This is a genomic window from Pararhizobium sp. IMCC3301 (genome assembly GCF_030758315.1).
Taxonomy (GTDB): Bacteria; Pseudomonadota; Alphaproteobacteria; order Rhizobiales.
Map to the genome: position 1 here is coordinate 152,076 of NZ_CP132336.1, position 16,530 is coordinate 168,605.

Genomic DNA, 16,530 nt, shown 5'->3' on the forward strand with positions numbered 1-16,530 from the left:
GTTCGCCCAAAGGAACTGCAATGCATGATGCGCCTTCTTCTTCATCTCTAGCACTGCCTGATAACGACCAAAGCACCATGCCGCATCACATTGCCTTTATCATGGACGGCAATGGGCGCTGGGCGCAACAACGCGGACTGCCCCGCATTGCCGGTCACAAGGCCGGTGTGGAATCCTTGCGAAAGACAATCGCCCACGCCCTCAAGCTACAACTGAAATACCTGACGCTGTTCAGTTTCAGCTCTGAAAACTGGTCAAGACCTGCCGCTGAAGTTGATGCAATCATGGGTCTGCTGCGCCGCTTCGTCAAAAGCGATCTTGCCGAGCTTAATGCCAAGAATGTTCGTATCCGGATTATCGGATCACGCCAGAATCTGCCTTTGGACGTCGCCAATTATCTGATGGAGGCGGAGAACACGACGCAAGCGAATACCGGGCTGACTCTGGTCGTTGCCTTTAATTACGGATCCCGTGACGAAATCAGCCGGGCGGCGCAACGGCTTGCTGAAAAAGTTGCCGCGGGCCAGCTGAAACCACAGGACATCAATGAATCTGCAGTTTCCGCCGAGCTGGACACCGCCGGTCTGCCAGATCCTGACATGCTGATCCGCACATCAGGTGAACACCGGCTGAGCAATTTCCTGCTATGGCAGAATGCCTATACCGAATTTATCTTCATTGACGTTTTCTGGCCGGATTTCTGCGAGGAAGATTTTGACAAGGCGCTGCAGATCTTTGCCAAACGGCACAGGCGGTTCGGAAATATCTGCGCCACCAAAAGTGTGGTCTGATGCAGCCTCTTCAACCTGAGTCGGCCGGATTTCTGAAGAGCAATCTGTTTGTGCGGATTTGTTCGGCGCTGGTGTTCGCACCACTCGTCTTGATTGCCGGCTGGCTCGGTGGTTGGCCTTTTTTGGTGCTGGTGCTGGTCGTCTCCGGGGCTGTCAGCTTCGAATGGCTGCGGATCATCATTCCTGCGGCCACGCCGCTGGCCATAATTCTCATGCTCGGCCTTGTTTTCGCCAGTCTGTATCTGATTGCATTCAACCCGTTGCAGACTGCGTTCTGGCCGGTTTTTCTGCTGTTTGGCGGCATTGTTGTCGCCGGCTATGCCCTGGGATTGAAACTTTGGCTGGGAGCTGGCTTCGCCTATGCGGTTTTGCTGGGTGCCGCCTTGCTGATGATCCGCAACGATCCCAGCCTTGGCATGACGGCACTCGGATTCATTGTCGCCATTGTCTGGGCAACCGATATTTTTGCCTATCTTGTCGGTCGAACACTCAAAGGGCCAAAGCTGTGGCCTGCGATCTCGCCAGGCAAGACCTGGTCAGGTGCATTTGGCGGTCTGTGCGCAGCCATCGCAGCCAGCGCCGCTTTTTACGGCCTGATCGACGCTGTATCTCTGACGCGGCTGATCCTGACAGGACTTGTGCTGTCCGTTGCATCACAATGCGGCGATTTGTTTGAAAGCTGGATCAAGAGGCGGTTCAAAGTCAAGGATTCCAGCCATCTGATCCCCGGTCATGGCGGCGTCATGGACCGTGTCGACGGGTTGGTCTTTGCTCTGATTGCCGCATTATTACTGGTCTGGCTGACCAGCGGCAATCTCGATCAGCCGGCCAGAACACTGCTGCTTGGATCGGCCTGAATGACGTTGCAGCGCACCGTCAGGACCATCACGTTGCTTGGCGCCACCGGGTCTGTCGGTGCCAGTGTGCTGAGCGTCACCGGCAGTCATCCCGAGCGCTTTCAGCTTCATGCCGTTGTTGCCAACCGTTCGGCGACAAAACTTGCACAAATCGCAATTGCCGCACGTGCCAGGATTGCGGTTCTGGCACAGTCGGAAGAACTGCCCCTTTTGCAGGATGCCCTGGCAGGAACCGGCATAGCGTGCGACGCCGGGCCGCAGGCCGTTGAAGATGTGGCAGCGCATCCGGTAGATCTCGTTGTCGCCGCGATTGTCGGAGCCGCAGGCATCCGGCCCACTTGGGCAGCTCTGCAGGCCGGCAATCAGATCGCACTTGCCAACAAGGAATGTCTGGTGTCTGCGGGCAATTTGTTCATGGAAGAGGCGCGCCGTCAGAAAAAGCCGATCCTGCCGATGGATTCAGAACACAATGCCATCTGGCAGGTGCTGGACGCCTCGAACCGCAGCGCCGTGGAAGCCATCACGATTACAGCGTCAGGCGGACCGTTCCGCACATGGTCGAAAGAAGCGATAGCTTCGGCGACCCCGGAACAGGCGCTGAATCATCCGGTCTGGGAGATGGGCGCGAAAATCACAATCGATTCCGCGTCACTTATGAATAAGGGACTGGAACTCATTGAAGCAAAATATTTATTCGGCTTTGGTACGCAACAGCTGCGTGTCTTGGTCCACCCTCAGTCCATCGTCCACGGACTGGTCCATTATGAGGATGGATCGGTGCTGGCCCAACTCGGCTGTGCGGATATGCGCGTACCGGTGGGATATTGCCTGAACTGGCCGGAACGTGGACCCTCTCCGGCACAAAAACTCGATCTCTCGTCAATTGCCGCGCTGACATTCGAGGCCCCGGACCCGGTGCGGTTCCCGTGCCTCCAACTGGCTTATGATGCGATGGCGGCCGGCGTGTGGGCGACCTGCGCCCTCAACGCGGCAAACGAAGTGGCAGTGGCCGCGTTTCTTGACAGAAAAATCCCATTTGGCGGCATCGCGCATATTGTTGACAAGGTTTTGCAGGACACAGGTCGGCAGGCGGGTTTGACCGAGTTTTCAAACATCGATCAGGCAATTGAGAGCGATCTTGTTGCGCGCCAACGCGCCAACACATACCTTGAGCAGATGGTGTCGTAGGATTCGCAGCGCCACACTGAATTTTTTGGAAAAGTGACAAATGGATTTTTTGACCAGTCTTCCTGGCCTTGGTTCCGGGTTCCTCGGATATGCCTTGCCAGCGTTGTTTGTGTTTACGGTGGTCGTGTTCTTTCATGAACTTGGCCACTACTGGGTTGGACGCCTTTGCAATGTTGGAATTGATGCTTTTTCGATTGGGTTTGGCGGCGAAATGGTCGGATATACCGACAAGCATGGCACACGCTGGAAACTGTGCTGGATACCACTTGGCGGTTATGTCAAATTCCGTGGCGACGAAAACGCCGCCAGTGTTCCCGATAATACAGCGCTTGACGCCATGGCTGACGAGGAACGCCGTCTGACATTGGCGGGCAAACCCGTCGCACAGCGTGCAGCAGTCGTCGCGGCAGGCCCGCTGGCGAGTTTTCTGCTGTCGGTGGTCATTTTCGCGGGGATGTTCGTCTTTCTCGGCAAGCCCATTATTCCGCCGGTTGTCAGTGAAGTCGTTGAGGGCAGCGCTGCAGCAGACGCCGGCCTTCAGGTCGAGGACCGGATTCTCGCTGTCGATGGTGTCGCCGTTGAATCGTTCACCGATCTGCAGCGTATCGTAACTGCCAATGCCGATCAGGAGCTTACGTTTCTGTTGGCGCGGAACGGGGAAGACGTCACGGTTGTGGCAATACCGCGCCGGCAGGAATTGACCGATCGATTCGGCAATACCCAGCGCGTAGGTGTGCTGGGTATTCGCCAGAGTGCGCAACGTGAAGATATTGTAGTCAAGCAGTTCAATCCCGTTACGGGCCTCATCGAAGGTGTCAAGGAGACGAGCTTTATCGTCACCCGGACGCTGGGTTATTTGTGGGGCATTGTGACAGGGCGCGAATCTGCCGACCAACTTGGCGGTCCGATCCGCGTGGTCAACATCTCCAGTCAGGTTGCGGCGATCAGCTTCTTCGCGCTGCTTAATCTGACAGCTGTCCTGTCTGCCAGTATTGGCCTGATCAACCTGTTCCCGATTCCGATGCTTGATGGTGGACATCTGGCATTTTACGCGATCGAGGCCATTCGTGGAAAACCGTTGAGCAACAGGGCACAGGAATATGGCTTCAGGGCTGGTCTCGCTCTGATTTTGTTATTGTTCCTGTTTGTGAACTGGAACGACATCAACTTTCTCATGGGTTCTTAACCAAGATTTCAATTCGGCACGATGCCGTGTTGAATCCGTGACCTGTTTGCAACGCCGTTCACAAATTAGCATAGCAATTCGCTCTATGGCTTGAACACGGGCTAAAACCCTGTAAAACAAGTCATCAGTGTTAAATTGAGTCCGGCTGATGGGTTCCTGTGTGTTCAGGGAAGCAACATCCGGCAAACCAGGCAAGTGGCCGTAGGTAGTTTATGTTTTCAGGTCTTCGCAAAGTCGCTGTTCTCGCGGCCCTCTCGTTGGTTCTCACCGTTGTTTCCAGCCTGCCCGAACTGGGTTCAGGCAGTGGCGCAGCCTACGCGCAAACTGCGGGCAGGGTTGTGGTTGAAGGGAATCAGCGCGTTGATGATGACACGATCCGCGCCTATCTGTCGGTTCAGTCGGGGCAGAGATATTCTGCGGTGGATATCGACGAATCGCTCAAGGCTCTGTTTGCGACGGGCCTGTTTGCAGATGTTCAGATTGAGCGTCGCGGCAATACGCTGGTTGTGATTGTCGAGGAAAACCCGATTCTCAACCGCGTGGTTTTTGAAGGTAATGACCGGCTCAAGGATGACGCGCTGGCAGCAATCGTGCAGAGCAAGCCGCGCGGCGTTTTCACCCGCGCAAAGGTTCAGACCGATACACAGCGTGTTCTGGAAATGTACCGCCGCTCCGGCCGCTTTGATGCAAGCGTCACGCCGAAGGTGATCGATCTGGCGCAGAACCGGGTCGATCTTGTGTTCGAGATTAATGAATCGGCCAAGACCTCGATTTCCCGTGTCAGTTTCATCGGTAACCGTGCCTTCAGTGACGGCAAGCTGCGCGAAGTTGTAGATACCAGCCAGAAAAACTTTTTGAGTTTCCTGAGTGGTAACGACATCTATGATCCGGACAAGCTGAATGCCGATCAGGAGCGTCTTCGCAATTACTATTACCGTAAGGGTTATGCCGATTTCCGCATCATTTCAGCGGTTGCTGACCTTGATCGGGAGCGCAATCGTTTCTTTGTGACCTTCACCGTTGATGAGGGCGAGCGCTACAAATTCGGTGAAATCGAAATCGATTCTGCTGTTGTTGGCCTCGAAGGCGACGCATTGCGCAAGGTGCTGCTCACCAAGACCGGCAAGACCTATAATGCCGAGCTGATTGAAAAGAGCCTCGAAGAAATTACTCTGGAAACCGCCCGCATGGGCTTTCCATTTATCCAGGTCCGTCCTCGCGGGGATCGTGATTACGAGCAGCAGATCATTCATCTGACCTATGTCATTGATGAGGGACCCCGGGTCTATGTTGAGCGGATCAATATTCGCGGAAATACCCGGACCCGGGATTATGTTATCCGTCGCGAGTTTGAGCTGGCTGAAGGCGATGCCTATAATAGCGTTCTTGTTGACCGCGCAGAGCGCCGTCTGAAGCGCCTCGGATTTTTCAAGACGGTGCGGATTTCCCGGGAGCCCGGCTCATCACCTGATCGCGTTATTCTGAATGTGTTGGTAGAAGATCAGCCGACCGGCGAGCTGTCATTCGGCGCCGGGATTTCAACAGGTGACGGTCTGGTGGGCGACGTTTCATTGACCGAAAAGAACTTCATGGGTCGCGGATACTTCGTCAAAGCATCCATCAGCGCTGGATCTGACAAGCAGAATTACGATTTTGCCTTCACCGATCCCTATTTCCTGGGACGGCGGATGTCGGCCGGTTTTGATGTCTACAGCCGTTATAAGGAATATGACGACTACGACACGGAAAGAATCGGTGGCGGACTTCGCTTCGGTCTGCCGATCCGCGAAAATGTCGGTCTGGTGCTTCGTTACGGTATTGAAGAATCGACATCGACACTGACCGGCAATGCCGCAAATGTCACACCAGGCACCTTGGCAGATATTGCAGCTGGATCACTGCTGACATCATCGGTGGGCTACACTTTGACCTATAACACGGTGGACAGTCAGATCCTGCCGCGGGATGGCGAGTTTGCGCGCATCAGTCAGGATTTTGCCGGTGTCGGCGGCGACGTGAACTATATCCGTACCATCGGCGATGCGCGGATTTACCGTCAGCTTAATGCAGACTGGGATCTGGTCGGTTCCGTCAGTGTCAAAGCCGGTAATATCGAAGGCCTTGGCGAGGGTGTGCGCTCTTCCGATGCGTTCTTCAAAGGTGGCGAAAGCATTCGCGGCTTCAAATCTTACGGACCGCGCGATCTTGGCTCCGGGGGAGCGATAGGCGGCAATAATTTCTGGACTGCTTCAGCGGAAGTGAACTTCCCGTTCTGGGGATTGCCTGAATCCTTCGGACTGCGTGGTGCTGTGTTTGCCGATGCGGGCTCGCTGTTTGGCGCTGAAGATCGTAAGGCTGGCATTATCGCTGCAAATTTCCAGGATGAAGCATCAATCAGGTCTTCGGTTGGCGCAAGTGTGCTGTGGCAAAGCCCATTCGGACCGCTGCGGGCTGACATCGCCCAGGTTATGACCGGCGAAAATTATGATGAAGAACAATTCTTCCGCTTTGGCGGTGGAGCCAAGTTCTAATCAATCTCTGTTCAATTGGGCCGCCCTGTCGAAAGGCAGCGGCGGCCTTTTTCTTAGAGGGATGCCTTTTTCCTAGAGGGATATTGACGCTTGTCAGACATCAGTTTTTTCGCAACTCCTGTTCCCGTATCTTTGCAGGAAATCGCAGATCTGTTGGGAGAGCCTGTTCCCCAGGACCATGATGACAGCCTTGTCATCAGCAATGTGCGTGCGCTGGATGAAGCCGGCAGCGGCGATGCCACATTTCTTGACAATCCCAAATATGTCGGGTTGCTGGCAGAAAGCCAGGCCTCACTGATTTTCTGCAAGAAACGTTATGCCGATAAGATTCCTTCCGGCAGCATCGGATGGATTACAACCGCGCCTTATCATGCCTATGCGCGACTGGCAGCACGGCTCTATCCCGGTGCGGTAAATGCTAACCCGCTGGTTGCCACCGGGCCTGATGATACAAAAATCATTCGCGGACGCGTCCACAACTCAGCGCGCATGGAAGACAATGTCGTCATCGAGCCGAATGCCACCGTCGGCGAGGATGCAGAAATCGGTTCGGGCACTGTGGTTGCTGCGGGCGCCGTGATCGGCCGGGGCGTCAGGATCGGCAGAGATTGTTTCATCGGCGCCAACGCTGTCGTGCAGCATGGATTGCTCGGAAACCGCGTCATTCTGCACTCTGGTGTGTGTATCGGCCAGGATGGCTTCGGCTATGCCATGGGTGCCACAGGGCATCTGAAAGTACCGCAGATCGGCCGGGTCATCATTCAGGATGATGTTGAAATCGGCGCAAACAGCTGCGTTGACCGGGGCACCAACCGCGATACCATTGTGGGTGAGGGTACCAAGATCGATAATCAGGTCCAGATCGGCCACAATGTGACCATCGGACGGCATTGCGTCATAGTCGGCCAGGTTGCCATTGCCGGCAGTGCCACGCTGGGAGATTTTGTTGTCATTGGCGGCCAGACAGGTGTGATCGGCCATGTCACCATCGGCGATGGTGCGCAGATCGCCGGAGTCAGCGCCGTTCACGGTGATGTGCCGTCAGGCGCGCGCTGGGGCGGCGCGCCCGCCAAGCCGGTGCGCGAGTGGTTCAAGGAAGTCACATTGCTGGCCCAATTGGCAAGAAAGGATATTGTTGCCGTGAGGAAAACTGCTGCCGACACCGATGACAGTGCCAAACACATGACCGACAAAGACGGGGGGAACTGATACTCATGAGCGAAACCACCACCACGGATCTTGGGTCAGCCGATATTCTGGACCTGCTGAAAGCCCTGCCGCATCGCTATCCTTTTCTGCTTGTCGACCGTTTGAAGGATATCGACGGAGACAGATCCTGCATCGGCATCAAGAACGTCAGTGCGAACGAACCTCAATTCATGGGGCATTTTCCCGGTCAACCGGTCATGCCGGGCGTTCTGATGCTTGAAGGCATGGCGCAGACTGCAGGCGCATTGTGTATCCGAGCTCAATCTCCGGATTCGCCGCCCAGCCTTGTCTATCTGATGAGCATAGACAGAGCGAAGTTCCGCAAGCCGGTGGTGCCCGGGGATCAGATCGAATATCACGTTAAAAAGATTCAGAGCCGGGGCAGCGTCTGGAAATTTTCCTGTGTTGCAAAAGTCGACGGGAAAAAAGTCTGTGAAGCCGACGTTTCAGCAATGCTCATTGATAAATAGGACCAATTGTGACAATTCATCCGACTGCTATCGTTCATCCTGACTGCAAAATGGGCCAGGACGTGACCATTGGCGCCTATAGCGTGATCGGTGAACATGTCGTTTTGGGGGATGGCGTGAACATTCACCCCCATGTGATGGTTGAGGGACGGACGAATATCGGCGAGAAAACTGAGATTTTTCAGTTTTCCAGCATAGGGTCGCAACCGCAGGACCTGAAATATAATGGCGAGCCGAGCCGTCTGGAAATCGGCACAAATTGCAGAATCCGCGAACACGTCACGATTAATACCGGCACTGAAGGCGGCGGCATGCTGACCCGCGTCGGCAATCACTGCCTGATTATGACAGGGTCTCACATCGCCCATGACTGTCAGGTCGGCAACCACGTTATATTCGTCAACAATGCCACGCTTGCAGGCCATGCGACGGTTGGCGACCACGCCATTCTGGGTGGCATTTCCGCTGTTCACCAATTCGTCCGGATCGGCGAACATGCCTTTGTCGGCGGTATGTCAGGTGTCGAGCATGATGTCATCCCTTACGGATCCGTGATCGGCAACCGGGCGCGGTTGGGCGGTTTGAACCTAGTTGGACTGCGGCGCAGGGATATTGACAAGGCGGACATACATTCTCTTCGCAATGCCTATGCACAATTGTTCATCGAAGAGGGTTCGTTCCAGGAAAGAGTTGACCAGGTATCGGAATCCTATCCCGACAGTCCTCTTGTGAAGAACATGATTGATTTCATTCGTGCCGGTAACGGCCGGCGCATTTGTATGCCTCGCTAGACGCAAGCGCTCAATGTAAGTATGGACGATACAGGCTATGAGAATTGCATTGATCTGTGGCGGCGGCATCCTGCCGAAAAATGTCGCGCAGGCACTTTTGAAGAAGCAATCCGAGTTTGCCGTCATTCGCCTCGCCGGTGAGGCTGATACCGATCTTGAACTGCCTCAATCGATCCCGCTCACGACAGTGGGTTGGGGGCAGATCGGTCGGTTTTTCCGCTTTTTGGAGGACCAGAAATGCAGCCATGTTCTGGCCGTGGGGGGTGTCACCCGACGCCCTGACTTTTCCTCATTAAAGCTGGATTTTGGTGGCATCAAAGTGCTCCCAGAAGCAATCGCGACAGTCATTGGCGGCGATGACAAAGTGTTGAGCAATGTCGCCGCTGTGTTTGAAAAACGCGGCTATCAGGTCATTGGCGTACTTGAGGCCGCACCGGAAATGTCCTGTCCGCAGGGTTTGGTAACGCGCAATGCGCCGGCGGACAATGCAGCTGCCGATATCGAGCTTGCAACGCGGGCCGCCCATGCGGCCGGATCACTGGATATGGGGCAGGGCGCTGTCGCCGCCGATAACAGGGTGATTGCCATGGAAGGCCCGGAAGGCACAAGGGAGATGCTGCGCCGCGTCGCCACAATTCGCCAGCAGAAGCGGGCGCGCTGGAAATCTGGTCAGGGCGTGCTGGTCAAACGGACCAAACCCGGCCAGGATCTGCGCTTTGATGTTCCGGTTATCGGGCCTGATACGGTTCGTCAGATCAAGGATGCCGGGTTGGCAGGCATTGTCGTTGAAGCAGGCCGGGTACTGCTGCTGGAACGCGACGAATTGCTGCGCGTCGCCGAGCAGGAATCGGTGTTTATTCAGGGGATCGTCTTTCATCCTTCGGCGGGACAATCATGAAACCCTTGCGGATCGCAATTATCGCAGGCGAGGAATCCGGCGATCAGCTGGGTGCGGAACTGATGACGAGCCTGCGCGCCCGCCACAAGGGTGAACTGGAATTCACCGGCGTTGGCGGTACGCTGATGCATAATGCAGGGCTGGACAGTCTGTTTCCCCTGGCACAGATCGCGGTCATGGGCTTCAGCGCTGTTCTGGCGCGGCTGCCGGCAATCATCAGACTTGCCTACCGCCTGATCGACCACATTGTCGCATTCAAGCCCGATATTCTGGTAATTATCGACAGTCCTGATTTTACCCACCCGGTTGCCCGGCGGGTTCGCCGCAAAATTCCGGACCTGCCGGTCCTTGACTATGTCTCGCCAAGCGTATGGGCGTGGCGCTCCGGGCGGGCGCGCAAAATGACCAATTATATTGATCATGTGCTGGGTATCCTGCCATTTGAGCCGGCGGCCTATGTCAGGCTCAATGGCCCCGCCTGCACCTATGTCGGACACCCTTTGGTCAACAAGATTTCTCTGGCAAAGCAAGCTGCTGTCACCGAACGCAAATCCGAGGCTCCGATGTTGCTGGTGATGCCCGGCAGCCGCAGCAGCGAAGTCGGACGTTTGCTCGGCCCGTTCGGAGACGCGGTCGCACTTCTGGCTGAACAGAGCCCCGGTCTCAGGGTTGAAATTCCGGCCGTGCCGCATCTGAAACAGTATATCCAGCGTGAAATCGCGCATTGGCCAGTCCAGCCTGTACTGCTGAGCGGTGAGGAGGCGAAATTTGCAGCTTTCTCCCGGGCAGATGCCGCTCTCGTGGCGTCGGGCACCGCGACGCTGGAACTGGCGTTATGGGGCATACCCATGGTGGTCGGCTACAAGCTGGACCCGATTGCCAGGCGTTTCAAATGGCTCGGCAACGTTTCATCAATTGTATTGCCAAACCTCATCCTTGAGCAAAATGTCATACCTGAATATATCGATGAAGCATGCACCGGAACGGTGTTGAGCAGTGCGATCCTGCCGCTTCTGCAGAAAAAAGCCGGATATGAGATGCAGACAAATGCATTTGAGAAGCTTCAGGAACTGTGTTCTGTTGCCCCGCACAGCCCGGCGGAGCTTGCGGCCGAGATGGTGTTGCAACACGCACCTGCATCTTGATGACAAGCCAGCGCGGCCTGTGATTGCAAAACCGCCCGAAACGGGCGGCTTTGTCAGATCAGATTAGCGGTCAACGCTGTGAAATCGGAACGAAATCACGCTCCGGGGCACCTGTATAGAGCTGGCGCGGCCTGCCGATGCGCTGACCAGGATCTTCAATCATTTCATTCCACTGGCCGATCCATCCGACCGTTCGCGCAAGCGCAAAAAGCACAGTGAACATAGAAGGCGGAAAGCCAAGGGCCCGTAATGTGATGCCGGAATAGAAATCGATATTTGGATAGAGTTTTTTCTCGATGAAATAGTCATCGGTCAGGGCAATCTGTTCCAGTTCCAGCGCCACTTCCAGCATCGGATCGTCGGAAATACCCAGCTCATTCAGCACTTCATGACAGGTTTTCTGCATGATCTTGGCGCGTGGATCATAATTTTTATAAACCCGGTGGCCAAAACCCATCAGGCGGAACGGATCATTCTTGTCCTTGGCTCGGGCAATATATTCCGGAATTTTGTCAACGCTTCCGATTTCAGCCAGCATGTTCAGTGCAGCCTCGTTTGCGCCGCCATGGGCAGGACCCCAGAGGCAGGCAATGCCGGCAGCAATACAGGCAAATGGATTGGCTCCAGATGACCCAGCCAAACGCACTGTGGACGTTGAAGCATTTTGTTCATGATCGGCATGAAGAATGAAAATGCGGTCCATCGCGCGGGCCAGGACCGGATTGACCTTGTACTCCTCGCAGGGCACCGCGAAGCACATCCGCAGGAAATTCGACGCGTAGTCAAGATCATTGCTGGGATACTGAAACGGCTGGCCGATATGATATTTGAAAGCCATCGCCGCAATGGTCGGCATTTTTGCGATCATACGCAAGGAGGCGACCATGCGCTGATGCGGATCTGAAATATCTGTTGAATCGTGATAAAATGCCGACAACGCGCCGACCACACCGCACATAATTGCCATAGGGTGGGCGTCACGGCGGAAACCGGTGAAAAACCGCGACATCTGTTCGTGGATCATTGTGTGATAGGTAACGCGGCTGTCGAAATCCTTCTTTTCTGCAGCCGTCGGCAATTCGCCATACAACAGCAGATAACAGGTTTCCAGAAAGTCGCCATGTTCGGCCAGTTGATCGATCGGATAGCCCCGATACAACAAAATGCCCTCATCGCCATCAATATAAGTGATCTTCGATTCACACGAAGCTGTTGAGGTGAATCCAGGATCATAGGTAAAACGGTCAGTTTGCTTGTAGAGCGACGAGATGTCGATAACTTCAGGGCCTACAGTCCCGACATACACCGGAAACTCGTAAGACTCGTTTTCAATAGTCAGCGTTGCTGTCTTTTCGCTCATATGCATCCCTTTCAAGCCTGCCCATAGCGGAGGGCATATCCGTTATCGGGCGGTAATTGGGAGCCGCCCTGAGAAATTGTCTGCCCCTGGTCCTGAAAGACCGCCGGGCTCATAATTTCCGAGAATTATTGCGAAGTTCCGTTATCAACTACCCGATTTGCTGCACCGCCGCAAGAAGCCGGCGAACATCCGTTCAGCCACCACATCATCGCCTTACGAAATCGCTGCGGAGATACGTTTCAACGATTCCTCGCGCCCCAGCACCAGCAGAACATCATAGATGCCGGGGGACATGTGGCTGCCGGTCAAAGCGGCCCTGAGCGGCTGAGCCACTTTACCAAGCTTCAATTCCCTTTCGTCCGCATAGGCTTTGACGGCAATCTCGAGGCTTTCGGCATTCCAGTCGGACTTTTTAAGCGCCGGAATCAGGTCAGAGAGAATGCCGCGGCCGGTTTCGTCGAGAAGACTGAGCGCTTTTTCGGTATAATCCAGTGGCACCGAAGCTGCGATAAATTCTGCACTTTCAATAAGTTGCAAGACAGTCTTGGCGCGTTCTTTCAATCCTGGCATCGCTACCAGTAATTGTTTGCGGTGAATATCCGACAGCTTTGCGCCAAACAGGCTTGGCTTCTCCAGTTCCGGCAGTACAGTTTCGATGGCATCAATCAGCCTCTGATCCTCGGCGGCACGAATGTAAATACCATTGAGATTTTCCAGTTTGGCAAAATCAAACCGGGACGGAGATTTGCCGATAGCATCCAGAGTGAACCATTCAATCATCTGCTCGATTGAAATCACCTCGTCATCGCCATGGGCCCAGCCGAGGCGCACAAGATAGTTGCACAGGGCTTCAGGAAGATAGCCCATCGCCCGATAGGCTTCAGCGCCCAGCGCACCGTGGCGTTTTGACAGTTTGGCTCCGTCCGGGCCGTGGATCAGCGGAACATGGGCCATTACCGGAACCGGCCAGTCCAAAGCCTTGTAAATCTGTATTTGCCGGGCCGCATTGGTGAGATGGTCATCGCCGCGCACAATATGGGTGATCCCCATATCATGATCGTCAACCACAACGGCCAGCATATAGGTCGGCGTCCCGTCACTGCGCAGCAGGATAAAATCATCCAGATCGGCATTGGGAAACTCTACCTCGCCCTGAACCCGGTCCATCACCGTGGTTGTGCCGGTCTGTTCAGCTTTGATGCGGACAACCGGATTGATCCCGGCTGGCGCCTCTGCCGGATCGCGGTCACGCCAGGTGCCGTCATATTTGGGCGCCCGGTTTTCCGCGCGCGCCTTTTCCCGCATCGCACTCAAATCCTCCGGAGACGTGTAGCAATGATAGGCTTTGCCTTCGCTGACGAGTTGATTGGCCACTTCGGCATGACGCTGCTGCCGGGAAAACTGCGAAACCGCCTCGCCCTGCCAGTCAATGCCGAGCCAGTTCAGGCCATCCATCAAGGCAGTCACCGCTTCCGGTGTTGACCGTGACTGGTCGGTGTCCTCGATGCGAAGCAGCATTTTGCCGCCATTGGCCCTTGCGAACAGCCAGTTGAACAAAGCGGTCCGCGCTCCGCCAATATGAAGAAAGCCGGTGGGAGAGGGCGCAAATCGCGTAATTATGGGAGGGGACATGTGTTGCCTATGAAAATTTGGTAAATGTGGCGCTTCGTGTAGCATGGAGACTGACCAGATCAAAACACTTGATATACCGTGACCAAGAGAGTTCCCAATTCAAGCCTGTCCGGCCTTCAGGACGCCGCGGACGATCAGCAGTCGGCGCCGCGAGGGACAGATACTGCTGAAACTCCGGCGTTGCGTTGGCCGCAAGCCAGCCCAACATTGCGTATCGTGCCGCGAACCTGGCACCGGATGCTGCTCAGGCGCCAGAATTTGCAGGATGCTGTGGCCCGAGCCGCTGCCGCCGAGATTTCAGGGCCGGATATTTTTGCCTGGATTCCGGTCTTCATGGCCCTCGGCGTCCTTGGCTATTTCACCATGAGCCGTGACCCTGAAGCCCTTGCGCTGGCCCTGCTGCTGGTTGGGCTGCTCATTGCAATATGGTACGCGCGCCGCACCGATATGATGTTTCGCAGCCTCATGGCTCTGTCTCTTTTTATCGCCGGTGCTGGACTGGCAAAATGGCAGACAGACAGGCTGGCAACGCCGCTGTTGCAACAGGCAGGAACGTTTGAATTGAGTGGCCGCGTCGCAGACATCGTAGCCGGTGAGAAACGAAGCCGCCTGGTGCTCAGCAACGTCAGAGATCTGGCGGCAATACCGCAATCTCTTGCCGGCGTGCAACTCAGCGCCTTCAATCAGCATATTGCCGGTCTCAGAATAGGCGACAGGGTCTGGCTCAGAGCCCGGCTTGAACCGCTCTCCGGCCCGTTGATCCCGAATGGCTATGATTTCCGTCGTGCCGGATATTTCAAAGGCCTGTCGGCACGGGGCTTTTCGCTGGGTGAAGCCATTCCTGAATTGCAATTTGGGTCCAGTGGAAGGAGTACGCTGGCGGACAGGCTGACGCGCATCCGTCAGACCGTCGCGGCCCGTTTGAAAAGCGCCTTGCCGGGTGAGGCGGGCGCGCTCGCCGCAGCGTTGCTGGTAGGGCTTCGCAGTGGCATATCGGATGACACGGAAAAAGCGCTGCGCAATTCCGGACTGGCACATATTCTGGCGATTTCAGGTCTGCATATGGCTCTGGTGACTGCGCTGCTGTTTGGTACAATCCGGTTGGCCGCCGCCTTTGCGCGTACAGTTTCCGCCCGATACGAAGTAAAGAAATGGGCCGCCGCCGCTGCTCTGGTTGGTGCCTTGCTGTATCTGGGCCTGTCCGGCGCCGGCATTTCTGCGCAACGCGCATTTTTGATGGCCGCCGTCTTTCTTGTGGCGATTATCTGCGACCGGGCCGCGCTGACCATGCGCAATGTGGCATTGGCGGCTATTGTTATTTTGCTGTACCAGCCCGCCGCCGTGCTCTCACCCGGATTCCAGATGTCATTTATGGCAGTGATTGCTCTGGTTGCCGTTTACCGCCGGGACGGCACCTTCAACCGGCTGCGCATGAAATCCCGGCAAACCGGCGTTCTGCGCGCCATGCTGGCGGGTATTATCGCTCTGGCAGTGACTTCAATTGTTGCCGGCTTTGCCACCGCTCCCTTTGCCGTGCACCATTTTTATCAGTTTGCGATCTATGGCCTGATCGGCAATCTGGCTGCCATGCCGGTTGTCGGCTTTGTCGTGATGCCAGCGGGGCTTCTGGCTTTGCTGATGATGCCTTTCGGGCTGGAGGCGCTGCCGTTGTCGCTGATGGGAGTGGGACTTGATCTGGTTGTAGCGGTTGCCGAGCGGGTATCCGGCCTGAGTGGGGCAATCAGCGTGCCAGGTCAGCAATCCGCAATCTTTACATTATTGCTGGCTCTTGCGCTGATCAGTTTGTGCCTGATGCGGACAAAGCTGCGCTATGCCGTTGCCGGCATTTTCCTGGGCGCGGCGGTTGCGGTGAGTTCCGCAGCCCAGGCACCACCGGTATTGCTGGTGTCGCCGGATGGTAAAATGATCGCCGGTTTTGCCGGCGACCGGCTGGAATTTCGTGGCACGACGCGCAACAGTTTCACCGCAAATATCTGGCTGCGGGCATTCCGCGATGAACGCGATCCCGAAACTGTGCTGAATGAAGATCGCACTGCACAATCATGTGATCGCACAGGGTGCCTGTTTAGCGTCCATTACGGCAATTCCCGGACAATTCAGATTGCGACCATCAATCGGATCGAGGCGATGTTTGAAGCCTGTGCGAGCGATGCCGCAATCATTATCAGCTCAGTTGAGCTGACCCTTCCCTGTATATCGCCTGATCAAGCAGGGAACCCCGAAAAAACCATATTCGACCCGTCTTTTCTGGCAAAACGCGGCGCAGTTCTGCTGACTGAACTAAGGGAACCGCCGCAAAGTGACCGGATATCCAGAGACCAGTTGTCGGCGCGATTTGCTGCAATTGGCCTGCAAATTCAAACCAGCCTGCCGGCCAGCAAGCGGCCCTGGAACTGAACTGAACGGTTTTTGCTGTGCCGTCCTCGCGAAGTCGTTACTTACGCTTGCGGG

Annotated in this window: 13 protein-coding genes; 11 read left to right on the forward strand and 2 right to left on the reverse strand. The window is 55.6% G+C overall.

All coding sequences use genetic code 11. The features are described 5' to 3' along the window. The first annotated feature begins 20 nt into the window (after window positions 1–20). The 10 genes from RAL88_RS00715 to lpxB all read left to right on the forward strand — a co-directional run bounded on the left by RAL88_RS00715 (window position 21) and on the right by lpxB (window position 11,066). Window positions 21–791: an isoprenyl transferase gene (locus RAL88_RS00715; RefSeq protein ID WP_306266553.1), complete on the forward strand. Its 771-nt coding sequence runs from the start codon at window positions 21–23 to the stop codon at window positions 789–791. Then, window positions 791–1,648, forward strand: a complete 858-nt coding sequence (locus RAL88_RS00720; RefSeq protein ID WP_306266555.1) for a phosphatidate cytidylyltransferase — start codon at window positions 791–793, stop codon at window positions 1,646–1,648. Before RAL88_RS00715 ends, RAL88_RS00720 begins: the two co-directional genes overlap by 1 nt. Continuing rightward, a complete protein-coding gene (dxr, locus tag RAL88_RS00725) occupies window positions 1,649–2,836 on the forward strand; it encodes a 1-deoxy-D-xylulose-5-phosphate reductoisomerase (protein ID WP_306266557.1) in 1,188 nt (395 codons plus the stop codon). Between the two features lie 40 nt (window positions 2,837–2,876). Beyond that, a complete protein-coding gene (gene rseP, locus RAL88_RS00730) occupies window positions 2,877–4,022 on the forward strand; it encodes an RIP metalloprotease RseP (protein WP_306266558.1) in 1,146 nt (381 codons plus the stop codon). Window positions 4,023–4,234: 212 nt separating this feature from the next. Next, the gene (gene bamA, locus RAL88_RS00735) at window positions 4,235–6,553 is read left to right on the forward strand and encodes an outer membrane protein assembly factor BamA (RefSeq protein WP_306266559.1); all 2,319 of its coding nucleotides are present in this window, start codon (window positions 4,235–4,237) and stop codon (window positions 6,551–6,553) included. A gap of 90 nt (window positions 6,554–6,643) precedes the next feature. Then, on the forward strand, window positions 6,644–7,762 hold the full coding sequence (lpxD, locus tag RAL88_RS00740) for a UDP-3-O-(3-hydroxymyristoyl)glucosamine N-acyltransferase (RefSeq protein WP_306266561.1): 1,119 nt from the start codon (window positions 6,644–6,646) through the stop codon (window positions 7,760–7,762). 5 nt (window positions 7,763–7,767) lie between these two features. Then, complete coding sequence (gene fabZ / locus RAL88_RS00745) at window positions 7,768–8,232, forward strand: 3-hydroxyacyl-ACP dehydratase FabZ (protein ID WP_306266562.1); 465 nt, start codon at window positions 7,768–7,770, stop codon at window positions 8,230–8,232. A gap of 5 nt (window positions 8,233–8,237) precedes the next feature. Then, a complete protein-coding gene (gene lpxA, locus RAL88_RS00750; protein ID WP_306269794.1) occupies window positions 8,238–9,023 on the forward strand; it encodes an acyl-ACP--UDP-N-acetylglucosamine O-acyltransferase in 786 nt (261 codons plus the stop codon). Window positions 9,024–9,060: 37 nt separating this feature from the next. Next, window positions 9,061–9,921: an LpxI family protein gene (locus tag RAL88_RS00755; RefSeq protein WP_306266563.1), complete on the forward strand. Its 861-nt coding sequence runs from the start codon at window positions 9,061–9,063 to the stop codon at window positions 9,919–9,921. Then, a complete protein-coding gene (lpxB, locus tag RAL88_RS00760) occupies window positions 9,918–11,066 on the forward strand; it encodes a lipid-A-disaccharide synthase (RefSeq protein WP_306266564.1) in 1,149 nt (382 codons plus the stop codon). Before RAL88_RS00755 ends, lpxB begins: the two co-directional genes overlap by 4 nt. A 70-nt stretch (window positions 11,067–11,136) precedes the next feature. Here lpxB and gltA read toward each other — a convergent pair whose 3' ends face one another. Both gltA and gltX read right to left on the reverse strand, forming a co-directional pair. Continuing rightward, a complete protein-coding gene (gene gltA, locus RAL88_RS00765; protein ID WP_306266566.1) occupies window positions 11,137–12,426 on the reverse strand; it encodes a citrate synthase in 1,290 nt (429 codons plus the stop codon). 213 nt (window positions 12,427–12,639) lie between these two features. Further along, window positions 12,640–14,058 carry a glutamate--tRNA ligase gene (gene gltX, locus RAL88_RS00770; protein ID WP_306266567.1) on the reverse strand — a complete coding sequence of 473 codons (1,419 nt, stop codon included), beginning with the start codon at window positions 14,056–14,058 and terminating at the stop codon, window positions 12,640–12,642. A 78-nt stretch (window positions 14,059–14,136) separates the two neighbouring features. Here gltX and RAL88_RS00775 point away from each other — a divergent pair, with 78 nt between their 5' ends. Continuing rightward, window positions 14,137–16,476 carry a ComEC/Rec2 family competence protein gene (locus RAL88_RS00775; protein WP_306266569.1) on the forward strand — a complete coding sequence of 780 codons (2,340 nt, stop codon included), beginning with the start codon at window positions 14,137–14,139 and terminating at the stop codon, window positions 16,474–16,476. The last annotated feature ends 54 nt before the right edge of the window (window positions 16,477–16,530 follow it).

What these genes read in the sequence shown, in the direction of transcription:
- RAL88_RS00715 (WP_306266553.1), top strand. Translation starts at nt 21, where the DNA reads ATGCATGATGCGCCTTCTTCTTCATCTCTAGCACTGCCTGATAACGAC.
- RAL88_RS00720 (WP_306266555.1), top strand. Translation starts at nt 791, where the DNA reads ATGCAGCCTCTTCAACCTGAGTCGGCCGGATTTCTGAAGAGCAATCTG.
- dxr (WP_306266557.1), top strand. Translation starts at nt 1,649, where the DNA reads ATGACGTTGCAGCGCACCGTCAGGACCATCACGTTGCTTGGCGCCACC.
- rseP (WP_306266558.1), top strand. Translation starts at nt 2,877, where the DNA reads ATGGATTTTTTGACCAGTCTTCCTGGCCTTGGTTCCGGGTTCCTCGGA.
- bamA (WP_306266559.1), top strand. Translation starts at nt 4,235, where the DNA reads ATGTTTTCAGGTCTTCGCAAAGTCGCTGTTCTCGCGGCCCTCTCGTTG.
- fabZ (WP_306266562.1), top strand. Translation starts at nt 7,768, where the DNA reads ATGAGCGAAACCACCACCACGGATCTTGGGTCAGCCGATATTCTGGAC.
- RAL88_RS00755 (WP_306266563.1), top strand. Translation starts at nt 9,061, where the DNA reads ATGAGAATTGCATTGATCTGTGGCGGCGGCATCCTGCCGAAAAATGTC.
- lpxB (WP_306266564.1), top strand. Translation starts at nt 9,918, where the DNA reads ATGAAACCCTTGCGGATCGCAATTATCGCAGGCGAGGAATCCGGCGAT.
- gltA (WP_306266566.1), bottom strand. Translation starts at nt 12,426, where the DNA reads ATGAGCGAAAAGACAGCAACGCTGACTATTGAAAACGAGTCTTACGAG.
- gltX (WP_306266567.1), bottom strand. Translation starts at nt 14,058, where the DNA reads ATGTCCCCTCCCATAATTACGCGATTTGCGCCCTCTCCCACCGGCTTT.